Raw genomic sequence first — 17,177 nt, forward strand, 5'->3', positions numbered from 1 at the left:
CTCCCTCCGTAAGAAAAATATGGTAATCTTTCGACCCACTCTTTATCTCGGTAACTCCATTCACTATGGCAGGAAACAAACCCTTCAACAAACAGACTGAACCCCGCGAGCGTGATTTCCAGGTCGCAGGGTTAAAAGTCCCGCCGCACTCGATTGAAGCGGAACAGTCGGTGTTGGGCGGTTTAATGCTGGATAACGAACGCTGGGACGACGTCGCTGAGCGCGTGGTGTCTGAGGATTTCTACACCCGTCCGCACCGTCATATCTTTACCGAAATGGCGCGCTTGCAGGAGTCGGGCAGCCCGATTGACCTGATTACGCTCGCGGAATCGCTTGAGCGTCAGGGTCAGCTGGACAGCGTCGGCGGGTTTGCCTACCTGGCAGAACTGTCAAAAAACACGCCAAGCGCGGCGAACATCAGCGCTTATGCCGATATCGTGCGGGAGCGTGCCGTCGTCCGTGAAATGATATCGGTGGCGAACGAGATCGCCGAAGCCGGTTTTGATCCGCAGGGGCGCACCAGCGAAGACCTGCTCGACCTGGCGGAGTCCCGCGTCTTTAAAATTGCCGAAAGCCGTGCGAACAAAGACGAAGGGCCTAAAAACATTGCCGATGTGCTCGACGCGACCGTGGCGCGTATCGAGCAGTTGTTCCAGCAACCGCACGATGGTGTCACCGGGGTCAACACCGGTTATGACGACCTCAACAAAAAGACCGCCGGCCTGCAGCCGTCGGATCTGATTATCGTTGCGGCGCGTCCGTCGATGGGTAAAACGACATTTGCGATGAACCTCGTCGAAAACGCCGCAATGTTGCAGGATAAACCTGTACTCATCTTCAGTCTTGAGATGCCCTCCGAGCAGATTATGATGCGTTCTCTGGCATCGCTGTCGCGCGTGGACCAGACCCGTATCCGTACCGGCCAGCTCGATGATGAAGACTGGGCGCGTATCTCCGGCACGATGGGCATTCTGCTGGAAAAACGTAACATCTATATTGATGACTCCTCCGGCCTGACGCCAACGGAAGTGCGCTCCCGCGCGCGCCGCATCGCCCGCGAACACGGCGGCATCGGCCTCATCATGATCGACTACCTCCAGCTGATGCGCGTGCCGTCGCTCTCCGACAACCGTACGCTGGAAATTGCAGAGATTTCCCGCTCGCTCAAGGCGTTAGCCAAAGAGCTGCACGTGCCGGTGGTGGCGCTGTCGCAGCTGAACCGCTCCCTGGAACAACGTGCCGATAAACGCCCGGTCAACTCCGACCTGCGTGAATCCGGCTCCATCGAGCAGGATGCCGACTTAATCATGTTCATCTACCGTGATGAGGTTTATCACGAGAACAGCGACCTGAAAGGGATCGCCGAAATTATTATTGGTAAACAACGTAACGGCCCGATCGGGACGGTGCGTCTGACCTTTAACGGACAGTGGTCGCGTTTCGACAACTACGCCGGTCCTCAATATGATGATGAGTAATTTCTAAGGAATTCAAATGCAAGCGGCAACTGTAGTCATTAACCGCCGCGCTCTGCGACACAACCTGCAACGTTTGCGTGAACTGGCGCCCGCCAGCAAGCTCGTTGCAGTCGTGAAAGCGAACGCTTACGGACACGGTCTTCTTGAGACCGCGCGAACGCTCCCCGATGCCGACGCCTTTGGCGTCGCCCGTCTTGAAGAAGCTCTCCGCCTGCGTGCGGGGGGGATCACGCAACCCATTTTGCTGCTGGAAGGCTTTTTCGAAGCCACAGACTTGCCTACGATTGCTGACCAGCATCTGCACACGGCGGTACATAACGAAGAACAGCTGTCCGCGCTGGAAAACGCCGAGCTGAGTGAACCCGTTACCGTCTGGATGAAGCTCGACACGGGCATGCACCGTCTGGGCGTTCGCCCGGAAAATGCGGAGGCGTTTTATCAGCGTTTGTGCCGGTGCAAAAACGTGCGCCAGCCCGTGAACATCGTCAGCCATTTTGCGCGTGCCGATGAGCCTGAATGTGGGGCAACCGAGCAGCAGCTCGATATCTTTAACACCTTCTGCGAAGGCAAGCCGGGAATGCGCTCGATTGCGGCTTCCGGCGGGATCCTGCTGTGGCCGCAGTCGCACTTTGACTGGGCGCGCCCGGGCATTATTCTTTATGGCGTGTCGCCTCTGGAGAGCAAACCCTGGGGGCCGGACTTTGGCTTTAAGCCAGTGATGTCGCTGGTCTCGAATCTTATTGCCGTGCGTGAGCACAAAGCGGGCGAGCCGGTGGGCTATGGCGGCACCTGGATTAGCGAGCGCGACACGCGCCTTGGCGTGGTGGCGATGGGCTACGGAGATGGCTATCCGCGTGCTGCACCGACAGGTACACCGGTGCTGGTCAACGGTCGCGAGGTCAACATTGTCGGTCGCGTCGCGATGGACATGATTTGCGTGGACCTTGGACCCGACGCCCAGGATAAAGCAGGTGATGATGTGGTGATGTGGGGTGAGGGCCTGCCCGTTGAGCGCATTGCTGAAATCACGAAAGTGAGTGCTTACGAACTTATCACGCGCCTGACCTCCCGGGTGGCGATGAAATACCTTGACTGAACCGTCTGTGAAGTGAGGTTATTAACCTCACTTCAACTTTATTAACATCCTCTCGACCTTCTCCCACTTCCGGTTTATTGTTGAAACTCCTGCCTCATCGAATTCCGGAGAACCATCGCGTGTTTCAGAACGTTGACGCCTATGCCGGCGACCCTATTCTCTCCTTAATGGAGCGTTTCAAAGAAGATCCTCGCAGCGATAAAGTGAACCTCAGCATCGGTTTGTATTACAACGAAGAGGGTATTATTCCTCAGTTACAAGCCGTTGCCGAAGCCGAAGCGCGTCTGAATGCGGTCCCGCATGGAGCGTCGCTCTATCTGCCGATGGAAGGGCTCAATGCGTACCGCAATACCATCGCACCGCTGCTGTTTGGGGCCGATCATCCGGTACTTGCGCAAAAACGTGTGGCGACCATCCAGACGCTGGGTGGATCGGGCGCGCTGAAAGTCGGTGCTGATTTCCTGAAAAAATACTTCCCGGATTCCGGCGTGTGGGTCAGTGACCCGACGTGGGAAAACCACGTCGCAATTTTTGAGGGCGCAGGCTTTAATGTCGAGACTTATCCGTGGTTTGACAGCGAAACCAACGGCGTGCGCGTTGAAGCCCTGCTGGAAAAACTGAAAACGTTGCCGGCGCGCAGCATTGTGCTGCTGCATCCGTGCTGCCACAACCCAACGGGTGCGGACCTCACCAATGACCAGTGGGATGCCGTCATTGAGGTGCTCAAGGCTCGCAACCTGATTCCATTCCTCGACATCGCCTATCAGGGCTTTGGCGCCGGGATGGAAGACGATGCCTATGCTATCCGCGCCGTTGCGAGTGCCGGCCTGCCTGTGCTGGTGAGCAACTCTTTCTCGAAAATCTTCTCCCTGTATGGCGAACGCGTCGGCGGGCTGTCCGTGGTCTGCGAAGATGCCGAAGCTGCCAGCCGCGTGCTGGGTCAACTTAAAGCTACGGTGCGCCGTATCTACTCCAGCCCCCCGAACTTTGGTGCGCAGGTAGTGGCGACGGTACTCGGCGACGAACAGCTGAAAGCTAGCTGGCTTGCCGAAGTGGAATCCATGCGTAAGCGCATTCTGTCGATGCGTCAGGAGCTGGTCAACGTGCTGAAAGAGGCGGTACCGGGGCATAACTTTGATTATCTGATCAGGCAGCGCGGGATGTTCAGCTACACCGGTTTGAGCGCCGCGCAGGTCGACCGTCTGCGCGACGAGTTCGGCGTCTACCTGATTGCCAGCGGCCGCATGTGCGTCGCGGGTCTCAATGCCAGCAACGTTCATCGCGTGGCACAGGCATTTGCTGCGGTAATGTAAGTACTCACTACGGTTTCTCCCTCTCCCTGTGGGAGAGGGCCGGGGTGATGGCATCAGGCTACTCAGGTCGATGTCTCGCTTTGTGATCGTCTTCTTTTTCTTCAGATTGATAATCAAAAACTCCTTTTCTTAACCTGCCGCTGGGGTTATGGTCGGATAGTTTTTTGACCATTCACTCAAAATAAAACGATAACGAACTGAATATTCAGGGGAAAATATGCGCAAGATCACACTGGCGCTCAGCGCCGCCTGCTTATTGTTCTCACTTAATAGTGCCGTCGTCGCGCGCGCTTCTGCGCCAACGCCGCTTTACACCGGCACTACCGCTGCCATTCTTGCCGAACAGGCTCCTATTCACTGGGTATCCGTGGCCCAAATCGAAAACAGTCTGATGGGCCGCCCGCCCATGGCCGTTGGCTTTGATATTGACGACACCGTTCTGTTCTCCAGCCCGGGATTCTGGCGCGGCAAAAAAATGTATTCGCCGGACAGCGAAGCGTATCTGAAGAACCCGGCGTTCTGGGAAAAGATGAATAACGGCTGGGACGATTACAGTATCCCGAAAGAGGTCGCCCGGGCGGTCATTGCCATGCATGTGAAGCGCGGCGACAGCATTTACTTCGTCACCGGTCGTAGTCAGACCAAAACAGAAACCGTCTCCAGAACCCTGCAGGATGATTTCCAGATCCCGGCTGCCAACATGAACCCGGTCATTTTTGCGGGTGACAAAGAAGGGCAAAACACCAAAACCCAGTGGCTGGAGAAGAAAAACATCAAAGTGTTCTATGGTGATTCGGATAACGACATTACCGCGGCGCAGGATACAGGAGCCAGAGCGATCAGGGTGTTACGCGCCTCTAACTCGACCTATCGACCGCTGCCGATGGCCGGAAAATTTGGCGAAGAGGTGATTGTTAACTCGGAGTATTAAGCGTCGGGCTGCGAGTTTGATTCTTTTTTAATCAAATCTCGCTGCGGCGGGTTTTACCTTTCGACTTCTTGCTGCACACTTAGAAAGATTCATCTCTCTAAACGGAGCAGCACATGTGGTATCAACAGACCCTGACCTTAAGCGCTAAACCCCGCGGATTTCACCTGGTGACGGAGGAAGTCATCGGGCAAATCCGCGATTTGTCGCGCGTCAGAACGGGTTTACTGCATCTGCTGCTTCAACACACGTCAGCCTCCCTCACGCTTAATGAAAATTGCGATCCCACTGTCCGGTCTGATATGGAAAACTATTTTCTGAAGAGTGTCCCGGACAACGCCCCCTATGAGCACGATTATGAGGGCGCAGATGACATGCCTTCGCATATCAAATCTTCTCTGCTCGGGGTATCGCTGATGCTGCCGGTACACAACGGGCGGCTACTGCTGGGAACGTGGCAAGGGATCTGGCTGGGAGAACATCGCATTCACGGTGGTTCGCGTAAAATTATCGCAACGCTACAAGGGGAATAATGATGACAATTTCGGAGCTACTTCAGTACTGCATGAGTAAACCTGGCGCGGAGCAGAGCGTGCATAGCGACTGGAAAGCCACGCAGATAAAAGTGGGAGATGTGCTGTTTGCGATGGTGAAAGAGGTCGAAGGCCGCCCGGCCGCGTCGCTGAAAACCAGCCCGGAGTTGGCGGATTTGCTACGTCAGCAGCATGATGATGTGAGGCCGAGCAAACACCTGAATAAGGCGCACTGGAGCACGGTTTATCTGGATGGATCCCTGCCCGGCTCGCAAATTTACTATCTGGTGGATGCGTCTTATAAACAGGCCGTAGAGCTGCTGCCGGAAGCGACCCGACAACAACTCTCCGTCTGACATTACAGCAACGGTTTAAGGAAGCGCGCGGTGTGCGAGGCTTCGCACTCTGCAACGGTCTCTGGCGTACCGGAGACGAGGATTTCACCGCCGCCGCTGCCGCCTTCCGGGCCGAGATCGACAATCCAGTCCGCCGTTTTAATCACGTCCAGATTATGTTCGATGACCACAATCGTGTTGCCCTGATCGCGCAGCTGATGCAGCACGTCGAGCAACTGCTGGATATCCGCAAAGTGCAGACCGGTAGTCGGCTCATCCAGAATATACAGCGTCTGACCGGTGCCGCGTTTGGAGAGCTCACGCGCCAGCTTCACGCGCTGGGCTTCACCGCCCGACAGCGTAGTGGCGGACTGCCCCAGACGAATGTAGGTCAGACCGACGTCCATCAGGGTCTGCAGCTTACGCGCCAGCGCAGGGACGGCGTCAAAGAACTCGCGCGCCTCTTCGATGGTCATGTCCAGCACTTCGTGGATGGTCTTGCCTTTGTACTTAATTTCCAGCGTTTCGCGGTTATAGCGTTTACCTTTGCACTGGTCGCACGGGACGTAGATGTCCGGCAGGAAGTGCATCTCAACTTTGATGACGCCATCGCCCTGGCACGCTTCACAGCGGCCGCCGCGCACGTTAAAGCTGAACCGTCCCGGCGTGTACCCGCGTGAACGCGCTTCCGGCACGCCGGCGAACAGTTCACGTACGGGCGTGAAGACGCCGGTATAGGTCGCCGGGTTCGAGCGAGGGGTTCGGCCAATCGGGCTCTGGTCAATGTCGATAACCTTATCGAAATGTTCCAGCCCCTGAATGTCTCGGTACGGCGCGGGCTCGGCCAGCGTCGCACCGTTCAGCGCCGTCTGCGCAATCGGGAACAGGGTATCGTTAATCAGCGTCGATTTACCGGAACCGGACACGCCAGTGATGCAGGTAAACAGGCCAACCGGTAGCGTCAGCGTCACATCTTTCAGGTTGTTGCCGCGCGCGCCGGTCAGCTTCAGCACTTTTTCCGGATCTGCCGCTACGCGCTGTTTTGGCACCTCAATCTTACGCTTGCCGCTCATGTACTGGCCGGTCAGCGACTCGGGTACCGCCATAATGTCTTTCAGCGTCCCTTCCGCGACCACCTGACCGCCGTGTACGCCCGCGCCAGGACCAATGTCGATCACGTGATCCGCAGCGCGAATCGCGTCTTCGTCGTGCTCCACCACAATCACCGTGTTACCGAGGTTGCGCAGGTGGACCAACGTGCCGAGCAGACGTTCGTTGTCGCGCTGGTGCAGGCCGATTGACGGCTCATCCAGCACGTACATCACGCCCACCAGGCCTGCGCCAATCTGGCTGGCCAGGCGGATACGCTGGGCCTCACCGCCGGACAGCGTTTCTGCCGAGCGGGAAAGCGTCAGGTAGTTCAGACCCACGTTCACCAGGAACTTGAGACGATCGCCAATCTCCTTCAGCACTTTTTCAGCGATTTTAGCGCGCTGACCGGAGAGCTTCAGGTCGTTGAAGAAGTCCATCGCGTGGCCGATGCTCATGTCTGAGATGGTCGGCAGCGCCGTGTTTTCGACAAAGACATGACGCGCTTCGCGACGCAGACGCGTGCCTTCACAGGTGGCACAGGAGCGGTTGCTGATGAACTTCGCCAGCTCCTCGCGTACCGCGCTGGATTCGGTCTCTTTGTAGCGGCGCTCCATATTGTGCAGCACCCCTTCGAACGGGTGGCGACGCACGGAGGTATCACCGCGATCGTTCATGTATTTGAACTCGATGTTCTCTTTACCGGAACCGAACAGGATCACTTTGTGCACGTTCGGGCTCAGGCTGGCCCACGGGGCTTCCACGTCGAACTTATAGTGCTCCGCCAGCGATTTCAGCATCTGGAAGTAGTAAAAGTTACGCTTATCCCAGCCGCGAATGGCGCCGCCTGCCAGCGACAGCTCAGGGTTCTGGATCACGCGGTCCGGGTCGAAATACTGCTGTACGCCCAGGCCGTCGCAGGTTGGGCATGCGCCTGCCGGGTTGTTGAACGAGAACAGACGCGGTTCCAGCTCGCGCATGCTGTAGCCGCAAATCGGGCAGGCAAAGTTGGCGGAGAAGAGCAGCTCTTCCGCTTTCGGGTCGTCCATATCGGAAACAACGGCGGTACCACCGGAGAGTTCCAGCGCCGTTTCGAACGATTCCGCAAGACGCGTCGCGAGGTCTTCACGCACCTTAAAGCGATCGATCACCACTTCAATGGTGTGCTTTTTCTGCAGCTCCAGTTTTGGCGGATCCGACAGGTCGCACACTTCGCCGTCAATACGGGCGCGGATATAGCCCTGGCTTGCCAGGTTCTCCAGCGTTTTGGCGTGTTCGCCTTTACGCTCTTTAATAATTGGCGCCAACAGCATCAGGCGTTTGCCTTCCGGCTGCGACAGCACGTTATCCACCATCTGGCTCACGGTCTGCGCCGCCAGCGGGACGTCGTGGTCCGGGCAGCGCGGCTCACCCACGCGCGCATACAGCAGACGCAGGTAGTCGTGAATTTCAGTAATGGTACCGACCGTTGAACGCGGGTTATGCGAAGTCGACTTCTGCTCGATGGAGATCGCAGGCGATAACCCTTCAATATGATCGACATCCGGTTTTTCCATCAGCGACAGGAACTGACGCGCGTACGCAGAGAGAGATTCAACGTAACGACGCTGTCCTTCGGCATACAAGGTGTCGAAAGCCAGTGAGGATTTGCCAGACCCCGAAAGCCCGGTCACGACGATGAGTTTGTCGCGAGGGATTATGAGGTTGATATTTTTGAGATTGTGGGTGCGGGCGCCCCGAACTTCGATCTTATCCATTCACCTTTCCCGGTTGAAACACGGATTGCCTGGTTTGTTTGAAGGACAAACGGCTGTCAGAAACGGCTAATTATGACACAATTTAACCTGTTTGAATATACAGTATTGGAATGCATTTTCTGATTCGCTGTGTAACAATGTCGAGTTCGCGTGAGATTTCGGAACCGACTACGCAACTATGCAAATTGCCGCGTGGAAATGGTACACTCGCGCGTTTACACTATTAAGAAACGTATTCAGGAGACACGAACATGGCCAGCAGAGGCGTAAACAAGGTGATTCTCGTCGGTAATCTGGGCCAGGACCCGGAAGTACGCTACATGCCGAGTGGTGGCGCAGTTGCCAACATTACGCTGGCTACTTCCGAATCCTGGCGTGATAAAGCGACCGGTGAGATGAAAGAGCAGACCGAATGGCACCGCGTGGTGCTGTTTGGCAAACTGGCAGAAGTTGCCGGTGAGTATCTGCGTAAAGGTTCTCAGGTCTATATCGAAGGCCAGCTGCGCACCCGTAAATGGACCGATCAGTCGGGCGCTGAGAAGTACACCACCGAAGTTGTGGTAAACGTTGGCGGTACCATGCAGATGCTGGGCGGCCGTCAGGGCGGTGGCGCACCAGCAGGTGGCGGTCAGCAGCAGCAGGGCGGTTGGGGACAGCCTCAGCAACCACAGGGCGGCAACCAGTTCAGCGGCGGCGCGCAGTCTCGTCCGCAGCAGCAGTCTGCTCCGGCACCGTCTAACGAGCCACCAATGGACTTCGACGACGACATCCCGTTCTGATCAACGGATGCTCAAATAAAAAACCCAGACATCGTCTGGGTTTTTTATTTATACAGGAATCAGGTAATCACCATTGGCCAGTCTGGTGGCTGGTGGCTCATTGCCTCTACCATCACAACTTTAATATTTTCCCAGACAGCGGCAATATCCAGCAGGGTGATGCCCAACAGGCCCGTTGCGAACCAGCAAGCCGCGCCAAGCCCCAGCAGAGTGCTGATGACCGCAAGACCCGCGTAGTCAGATTTACGAAACTGAATGTTCAGCGTGCTGGCTAAAAACATCAGTACCGCGCTCAACAAAGGCCAGCGTAGGAGAACCATGCTGGTAGTAATGGTTGCCATAGAACCCATCCTCTACAAAACAGACGAACTGAATGAAACGGTGTTTCTCGTTACAGAATATGTGTGAACTATATCACATTTGTTGATTTATTCGCCAGCGTCTGAGCGTTCAAAATGGGGATTTTATTACGCAAAAAAGGCGATGGTGCCGTGTACCTGGGTCCCGATACCTGGCTGAGCGGACACACGATGGGCCAGCCACGTTGTTTTTATAAGTGGCACGTTATTTTTTTGCTCATCCTGAAAATAATGTGGTAATAGCCGGGCATTTATAAAACATCGATTCTCTGTTGTGTTATCTTCAAACCCCACATGTTCGCTGGATAATTATTTCCCTTAATTGAAACGGAACGAATACTTACAGTTTAGCTTACGGGAAAATATTATCGTCATAACGAAATTTAAGATTTTTAATACTAAAAGTCAGTTGCTAACTTCGCATGATTCATGCAACGTAATCACCTGTTTAACAAAGCATCCGGCCTTCATTACTACAGGCGTACAACATGCAGGGATATAGGGCGGGAAATGAATCGTAGCGCGCGGCGCAAAATGCTCAGGGTAGTAGGGATCATCATGGTAGTTATGCTGCCGGTGATGCTTGCCCTATGGTTTGCCCAGCTAAGAGCCGTGTCGGAAACAAGCGCTCAGCTCCGTACATTTGCTGAACTGGCTTTAGACAAAACAGAACTGGTTATTCAACAAGTTGATCTGGCCCGGGACGAGGCCGAAAAATATCAGGGTAAACTTTGTACACCGGAACATCGCCAATATATGTTGAACGTTGTGCGTGGCCGCCTGTTTGTCGCTGATTTAATTTATGCAGAAGGCCAGAATTTTCTTTGTTCAACCGTTTTTACGCCGGACCAACCTTACGCGATCCCGATTGCCAATTACACCCGTAAACCTGACATCGCTATCTATTATTTTCGCGACACGCCATTTTATACTGGCTATAAAATGACATATATGCAGCGTGGAAATTATGTCGTGGTGGTCAATCCGCTTTCTTACAGCGAAGTGATGTCTACCGATCATTCTCTCTCCTGGGGAGTGTACGACACGGTAACCAATGCATTCTTTTCCGTTAGCCAGAAAGCTAATCCTTCTTTATTAAATTCGATGATTCAGGATAAGGAATCGGTATTTCAAAAAGATAACCGTTTCTATACCGTCGTGAAATCACCGAAACGGCCTATTGCCGCTATCGTGTCGACGTCAAATAAGCGTTTTTACGAAACGCTCTACCATCAGGCGACGTTGACGCTGCCGCTGGGGATGATCTGCAGCATTATTATTTTGCTGGTATGGTCGCGGACGCACCGCGAGCTTAATTCGCCAGGGCGGTTGCTGCATCGGGCGTTGCACAAACGACAGCTTTGCCTGCACTACCAGCCGATTATTGATATCAAGAACAACCAGTGCGTGGGGGCAGAGGCGTTGTTGCGCTGGCCGGGTTTCAACGGACAGGTGATGAGTCCGGCTGAGTTTATTCCGCTGGCTGAAAAAGAGGGAATGAGCGAGCGGATTACGGATTATGTCGTTGAGGAGGTATTCAGCGATCTGGGTCATTTCCTGGCTGAGCATCCGCATCTCTATATTTCAATTAACCTGTCGGCCACGGATTTCCACTCCTCACGGCTGATCGCCATGATTTCTGACAAGGCGCGCCACTATGCCGTCCGTGCTCAGCAAATCAAAATCGAAGTGACGGAACGTGGGTTCATTGATGTGCCAAAAACCACTCCGGTGATTCAGGCTTTCCGGCAGGCGGGTTATGAAGTGGCGATCGATGATTTCGGGACCGGTTACTCGAACCTGCACAACCTCTATTCGCTGAACGTCGACATTCTGAAAATCGATAAATCGTTTATCGATACGCTAACGACCAACAGCACCAGCCATCTGATCGCCGAGCATATTATCGAGATGGCGCAAAGCCTGCGGCTTAAAACCATTGCGGAAGGGGTCGAAACGGCAGAGCAGGTGAGTTGGTTGCTGAAGCGCGGCGTCCAGTTCTGTCAGGGATGGCACTTCGCAAAAGCGATGCCGCCCCAGGAATTTATGACCTGGCAGCAGCAACCTTTGCACTAAGGGTGATTAATTCAACTGGTGGCGATAGTCGCTCGGCGTACGGTCAAACTCGCGGCGAAACACGCGGGAAAAGGTTTGTTGCGACACATAGCCAAGATCCATCGCGATATCAAAAATCGGTCGCTGCGTTGAGCGTAACGCCTGCGCCGCCAGCAGCAATCTGCGCTGACGAATGTACTCACCCAGGGTTTGATGCATAACCGTGCGGAACATTCTCTGTAAATACCATTTCGAATAGCCCGACTTTTTAGCGACCACATCAATGTTCAACGGTTGATCGATATGATCATCAATCCATTCAATAAGTGTCTGAATAATCTGCTGATGCGACATAAGGTTGCCCCTCTGTAGATACAACTTTCTTGGTTGATTCGTCGTTTTCTCTGCGGGGGAGTATAATTCCTCAAGTTAACTTGAGGTAAAGAGGTTTTATGGAAAAGAGATTGCCGCGTATTAAAGCGCTTTTAACCCCCGGCGAAGTGGCAAAGCGAAGCGGTGTTGCGGTATCGGCGCTCCACTTCTATGAAAGCAAAGGGTTAATTAAAAGCATCCGTAACGGCGGAAACCAGCGCCGCTATACCCGTGACGTTCTCCGTTACGTGGCGATTATCAAAATTGCGCAACGAATCGGCATTCCCCTGGCGACGATAGGTGAGGCGTTTGGGGTGTTGCCGGAGGGCCACACGCTGAGCCCGAAAGAGTGGAAAGAGCTCTCCTCCCAGTGGCGTGAAGAGCTGGACAGACGTATCCATACGCTGGTTGCGCTGCGCGATGAACTGGACGGTTGTATCGGCTGCGGCTGTCTGTCCCGTAGCGACTGCCCGTTGCGGAACCCCGGTGACAGGCTGGGCGAGCAGGGGACAGGGGCGCGGCTGCTGGAGGAGGAGTAAGTCTCTGCGGCCTGCGCGTCGGGTGGCGGCTGCGCCTTACCCGACCTACAAAAAACACGTTCTCGAACGTAGGCCGGGTAAGGCGCAGCCGCCACCCGGCATACACACGCACCCTATAAAGAACTAAAGCGCCACTAAGGGCGCTTTAGTTTTTCCCGGTCTTTGTCTTTCTCTCTATCCCGCTGGTTCACGGGAGGGTTTCCCCCGACATCAGCACCCCTCGTGTCGAGCTGGTTGGTGAGGTTCCGGATTGTGCTGACACTTTAATTCTATGCAAGACCGGTTTTTTCGCCAGCGTCGCTGACCGGTTTTTAGCCGAATTTTTTTCGCGGTGTTGTTCAATTTTCTATAGTTAAAAAGTATGAATCACAGGAGAAGACCATGCTTACGGTACATCACCTTAACCAGTCGCGCTCACATCGTGTGATCTGGGCGCTGGAAGAACTCGCCCTGCCTTATGAGATCGTTCACTACCAGCGCGAAAAGAACATGCTGGCGCCGGAGGCTCTCAAAAAGGTACATCCGTTGGGCAAATCACCGGTCATCGAAGATAATGGGCTAATCCTCGCGGAATCGGGTGCCATTCTGGAGTACCTCCAGGAAACCTATGATGCCGAATCGCGCCTTAAGCCGTTAGATCCGGCGCATAAGGTGCAATACCGCTTCTGGCTGCATTACGCGGAAGGATCGCTGATGCCACTGCTGTTAATGAAGCTGGTTTTCAACAGCCTCGGCAAGCCGCCCGTGCCGCCAGGCATCCGACTCCTGGGCAAGGCGCTGGGTAAGGGGGTGCAGAAAGCGTATCTCAATCCCCAGCTGGAAACGCATGCGCGCTTTATTGACTCGCATCTCGCTCAAAACAGCTGGTTTGCCGGGGACGCGCTCAGCATGGCCGACATTCAGATGAGTTTCCCGATCTTTGCCCTGCTGGCGCGTGGGGGCATCGACAATCTGCCGCATATTGAGGCCTGGAAGCAAAAGGTCGATAACAGTCCCGGCTGGAAGCGAACCCTGGAACAGGGTGGGCCATTATCCATCCCGGGTGAGGATTGAAATGTAAACAAATTGCGCATAGACGATAACGTTTGCGCATCCTCTGTTTATTTCTTCAGCGTCATAAGCGAATTTTAGTGAAAAACGATAAAGTTCAGTTGAAAAGGGCGGTGTTTAGGCTGGATAATCGTTTGCCTTAATTTGACCACCCGTTTTTAAGCGCGGAGCTAAACGTTTGCTTTTTTTGTGACGCCCTTTCGTCGCAAACGCAAAACAAGGATTTGACGTATTAGCTGGCAGTGGCGTCTCCACCACGCTTATGAACGTTCTATAAAAACTCTCAGGGGATGTTTTCTATGTCTACGCCATCTGCGCGTACCGGCGGTTCACTTGACGCCATGTTTAAAATTTCGGCTCGCGGCAGCACCGTGCGTCAGGAAGTTGTTGCCGGTCTGACAACGTTTCTGGCGATGGTTTACTCCGTCATCGTTGTGCCGGGCATGCTGGGTAAAGCGGGCTTCCCGCCAGCAGCTGTTTTTGTCGCGACCTGCCTGGTAGCCGGTGTGGGCTCCATTGTGATGGGGCTGTGGGCGAACCTGCCGCTGGCGATTGGTTGCGCCATCTCTTTGACCGCGTTCACCGCGTTCAGCCTGGTGCTGGGTCAGCAGATCAGCGTACCGGTCGCACTCGGCGCCGTGTTCCTGATGGGTGTGCTGTTCACCGTTATCTCTGCTACCGGCATTCGTAGCTGGATTTTGCGCAACCTGCCGCAGGGCGTGGCGCACGGCACCGGTATCGGCATCGGTCTGTTCCTGCTGCTGATCGCCGCTAACGGCGTGGGCCTGGTGATCAAGAACCCGCTGGACGGCCTGCCGGTGGCGCTGGGGCATTTCGCGAGCTTCCCGGTGATCATGTCGCTGATCGGTCTGGCGGTGATTATCGGTCTGGAAAAACTGAAAGTGCCGGGCGGCATTCTGCTGACCATTATCGGTGTATCCATTGTCGGCCTGATTTTCGATCCGAACGTCCACTTCTCCGGTATTTTCGCCATGCCGTCGCTGAGCGATGACAAGGGCAATTCTCTGATTGGCAGCCTGGATATCGCTGGTGCGCTTAACCCGGTAATCCTGCCAAGCGTGCTGGCGCTGGTGATGACCGCCGTGTTTGACGCAACCGGTACGATTCGCGCGGTGGCCGGTCAGGCTAACCTGCTGGATAAAGACGGTCAGATTATTGATGGCGGCAAAGCCCTGACGACTGACTCCCTGAGCAGCGTCTTCTCAGGACTGGTGGGCGCAGCGCCTGCGGCAGTGTATATCGAGTCCGCAGCGGGCACGGCAGCAGGCGGTAAAACCGGCCTGACGGCCATCACCGTCGGCGTGCTGTTCCTGCTGATCCTGTTCCTCTCTCCGCTCTCTTATCTGGTACCGGCTTACGCGACCGCGCCAGCGCTGATGTATGTCGGCCTGCTGATGCTGAGCAACGTGGCGAAGATCGACTTTGCGGATTTCGTGGATGCCATGTCTGGCCTGATTACCGCCGTGTTTATCGTGCTGACCTGTAACATCGTGACCGGCATCATGATCGGTTTCGCGTCGCTGGTCATTGGTCGTCTGGTCTCTGGTGAATGGCGCAAGCTGAACATCGGCACCGTGGTGATCGCCGTTGCGCTGGTGGCATTCTACGCGGGCGGCTGGGCCATCTAAGTTGTCCATTGATGCGAAAACGGGTGGCTCAGGCCGCCCGTTTTTATTTTCAGAGCTCATCCCGTTGCCTTTTGCGTTACTCTGAAGAAGATAGAATAAAAGGCACGACGCCTTCCGTAGTACATAAGTAACACAGCAAACAGGGAACGCATGGAAATCTTCTTCACAATACTCATCATGACCCTTGTGGTCTCATTATCCGGGGTGGTCACACGCGTACTGCCCTTTCAGGTCCCCCTGCCATTAATGCAAATAGCCATCGGCGCGCTGCTGGCGTGGCCGACGTTTGGCCTGCACGTGGAATTTGACCCCGAACTGTTCCTCGTGCTGTTTATTCCGCCACTGCTGTTTGCTGATGGCTGGAAAACGCCCACGCGCGAATTCCTTGAGCACGGGCGAGAGATCTTCGGCCTGGCGCTGGCGCTGGTCGTCGTCACCGTCGTCGGGATTGGCTTCCTGATTTACTGGGCCGTACCGGGTATCCCGTTAATCCCCGCCTTTGCGCTGGCCGCCGTGCTCTCGCCAACCGATGCCGTGGCGCTTTCCGGCATTGTGGGTGAAGGTCGTATTCCGAAGAAAATCATGGGGATTTTGCAGGGCGAGGCGCTGATGAATGACGCCTCTGGTCTGGTCGCCCTGAAGTTTGCCGTGGCGGTTGCCATGGGGACGATGGTCTTTACCATTGGCGGCGCGACGCTGGAATTCTTCAAAGTGGCGATTGGCGGTATCCTCGCGGGCTTTGTGGTGAGCTGGCTGTATGGTCGCTCCCTGCGCTTCCTCAGCCGCTGGGGCGGTGATGAACCCGCCACGCAAATCGTACTGCTGTTCCTGCTGCCGTTTGCCTCCTACCTGATTGCCGAACATATTGGCGTGTCGGGCATTCTGGCGGCGGTAGCGGCAGGGATGACCATCACCCGCTCCGGCGTGATGCGTCGCGCGCCGCTGGCAATGCGTCTGCGTGCCAACAGCACATGGGCGATGCTGGAATTCGTGTTTAACGGCATGGTTTTCCTGCTGTTGGGCCTGCAACTGCCGGGCATTATGGAGTCCTCGCTGATTGCGGCAGAGGCCGATCCGAACGTTGAAGTCTGGATGCTGTTTACCGACATCGTGCTGATCTACATGGCACTGATGCTGGTGCGTTTTGGCTGGCTCTGGACGATGAAGAAATTCAGCGTGCGCTTCCTGACGAAAAAGCCGATGGAGTTTGGCTCCTGGACCACACGCGAGCTGCTGATTGCCTCTTTCGCTGGCGTGCGTGGGGCGATCACCCTTGCCGGTGTGCTCTCTATTCCGCTGCTGCTGCCGACGGGCGATGTCTTCCCGGCGCGCTACGAGCTGGTGTTCCTGGCGGCAGGCGTGATCCTCTTCTCGCTGTTCGTGGGCGTGGTGATGCTGCCGATTTTACTGCAGCACATTGACGCCGGGGATTCGACCCAACAGCATAAAGAGGAGCGTATTGCGCGTGCGGCTACCGCCGAAGTGGCGATAGTTGCTATTCAGAAAATGGAAGAGCGTCTGGCGGCCGATACAGACGAGAACATCGATAACCAGCTGCTGACGGAAGTGAGTTCCCGCGTGATTGGTAACCTGCGCCGTCGGGCTGACGGTCGTAATGACGTGGAAAGCTCGCTGCAGGAGGAAAACCTGGAACGCCGGTTCCGCCTGGCGGCGCTGCGTTCAGAGCGTGCCGAGCTGTACCATCTGCGTGCCACGCGGCAGATCAGCAACGAGACGCTGCAAAAGCTGCTGCACGATCTGGATTTGCTGGAAGCGTTGTTGATAGAGAATCAGTAGCGCGCTTTTGCCCGGTGGCGCTGCGCTTACCGGGCCTATATTCGAATC

15 protein-coding genes are annotated in these 17,177 nt (G+C 55.3%); 12 read left to right on the forward strand and 3 right to left on the reverse strand.

What is annotated here, in order from left to right; all coding sequences use genetic code 11:
- Positions 1 to 65: 65 nt before the first annotated feature.
- From dnaB to ABFI50_RS10675, 6 genes are all read left to right on the forward strand, one after another.
- Entirely contained in the window at positions 66 to 1,478 is a 1,413-nt protein-coding gene (gene dnaB / locus ABFI50_RS10650; RefSeq protein WP_008503375.1) for a replicative DNA helicase, read from the forward strand.
- Positions 1,479 to 1,494: 16 nt separating this feature from the next.
- Complete coding sequence (gene alr, locus ABFI50_RS10655) at positions 1,495 to 2,574, forward strand: alanine racemase (RefSeq protein ID WP_014882146.1); 1,080 nt, start codon at positions 1,495 to 1,497, stop codon at positions 2,572 to 2,574.
- A 119-nt stretch (positions 2,575 to 2,693) separates the two neighbouring features.
- Entirely contained in the window at positions 2,694 to 3,887 is a 1,194-nt protein-coding gene (tyrB, locus tag ABFI50_RS10660) for an aromatic amino acid transaminase (protein WP_014882147.1), read from the forward strand.
- 217 nt (positions 3,888 to 4,104) lie between these two features.
- Entirely contained in the window at positions 4,105 to 4,818 is a 714-nt protein-coding gene (aphA, locus tag ABFI50_RS10665) for an acid phosphatase AphA (protein WP_014882148.1), read from the forward strand.
- 113 nt (positions 4,819 to 4,931) lie between these two features.
- The gene (locus ABFI50_RS10670) at positions 4,932 to 5,348 is read left to right on the forward strand and encodes a secondary thiamine-phosphate synthase enzyme YjbQ (protein WP_347486032.1); all 417 of its coding nucleotides are present in this window, start codon (positions 4,932 to 4,934) and stop codon (positions 5,346 to 5,348) included.
- Positions 5,349 to 5,350: 2 nt separating this feature from the next.
- Entirely contained in the window at positions 5,351 to 5,704 is a 354-nt protein-coding gene (locus tag ABFI50_RS10675) for an MmcQ/YjbR family DNA-binding protein (RefSeq protein ID WP_014882150.1), read from the forward strand.
- 2 nt (positions 5,705 to 5,706) lie between these two features.
- Here ABFI50_RS10675 and uvrA read toward each other — a convergent pair whose 3' ends face one another.
- The gene (uvrA, locus tag ABFI50_RS10680; protein ID WP_347486034.1) at positions 5,707 to 8,529 is read right to left on the reverse strand and encodes an excinuclease ABC subunit UvrA; all 2,823 of its coding nucleotides are present in this window, start codon (positions 8,527 to 8,529) and stop codon (positions 5,707 to 5,709) included.
- Positions 8,530 to 8,780: 251 nt separating this feature from the next.
- Between uvrA and ssb1 the strand changes: the two genes are divergently transcribed.
- Complete coding sequence (ssb1, locus tag ABFI50_RS10685) at positions 8,781 to 9,308, forward strand: single-stranded DNA-binding protein SSB1 (protein WP_014882152.1); 528 nt, start codon at positions 8,781 to 8,783, stop codon at positions 9,306 to 9,308.
- 59 nt (positions 9,309 to 9,367) lie between these two features.
- Here ssb1 and ABFI50_RS10690 read toward each other — a convergent pair whose 3' ends face one another.
- Positions 9,368 to 9,649: a YjcB family protein gene (locus ABFI50_RS10690; RefSeq protein WP_014882153.1), complete on the reverse strand. Its 282-nt coding sequence runs from the start codon at positions 9,647 to 9,649 to the stop codon at positions 9,368 to 9,370.
- Positions 9,650 to 10,177: 528 nt separating this feature from the next.
- Here ABFI50_RS10690 and ABFI50_RS10695 point away from each other — a divergent pair.
- Complete coding sequence (locus ABFI50_RS10695; RefSeq protein WP_023336605.1) at positions 10,178 to 11,743, forward strand: EAL domain-containing protein; 1,566 nt, start codon at positions 10,178 to 10,180, stop codon at positions 11,741 to 11,743.
- A gap of 6 nt (positions 11,744 to 11,749) precedes the next feature.
- On the opposite strand, the gene soxS is transcribed toward ABFI50_RS10695, so the two are convergent.
- Complete coding sequence (gene soxS / locus ABFI50_RS10700) at positions 11,750 to 12,076, reverse strand: superoxide response transcriptional regulator SoxS (RefSeq protein ID WP_008503387.1); 327 nt, start codon at positions 12,074 to 12,076, stop codon at positions 11,750 to 11,752.
- Between the two features lie 98 nt (positions 12,077 to 12,174).
- On the opposite strand from soxS, the gene soxR reads away from it, so the two are divergent.
- The 4 genes from soxR to ABFI50_RS10720 all read left to right on the forward strand — a co-directional run bounded on the left by soxR (position 12,175) and on the right by ABFI50_RS10720 (position 17,129).
- Entirely contained in the window at positions 12,175 to 12,633 is a 459-nt protein-coding gene (gene soxR, locus ABFI50_RS10705) for a redox-sensitive transcriptional activator SoxR (RefSeq protein ID WP_014882155.1), read from the forward strand.
- 381 nt (positions 12,634 to 13,014) lie between these two features.
- A complete protein-coding gene (locus ABFI50_RS10710) occupies positions 13,015 to 13,686 on the forward strand; it encodes a glutathione S-transferase (RefSeq protein WP_063667367.1) in 672 nt (223 codons plus the stop codon).
- Between the two features lie 296 nt (positions 13,687 to 13,982).
- Positions 13,983 to 15,332 carry a guanine/hypoxanthine transporter GhxP gene (gene ghxP, locus ABFI50_RS10715; RefSeq protein WP_063667364.1) on the forward strand — a complete coding sequence of 450 codons (1,350 nt, stop codon included), beginning with the start codon at positions 13,983 to 13,985 and terminating at the stop codon, positions 15,330 to 15,332.
- Positions 15,333 to 15,482: 150 nt separating this feature from the next.
- Positions 15,483 to 17,129: a Na+/H+ antiporter gene (locus tag ABFI50_RS10720; protein WP_014882158.1), complete on the forward strand. Its 1,647-nt coding sequence runs from the start codon at positions 15,483 to 15,485 to the stop codon at positions 17,127 to 17,129.
- Positions 17,130 to 17,177 lie beyond the last annotated feature (48 nt).

It is taken from the genome of Enterobacter sp. HNDS-6 (assembly GCF_039850505.1).
GTDB classification, from domain to species: domain Bacteria; phylum Pseudomonadota; class Gammaproteobacteria; order Enterobacterales; family Enterobacteriaceae; genus Enterobacter; species Enterobacter kobei.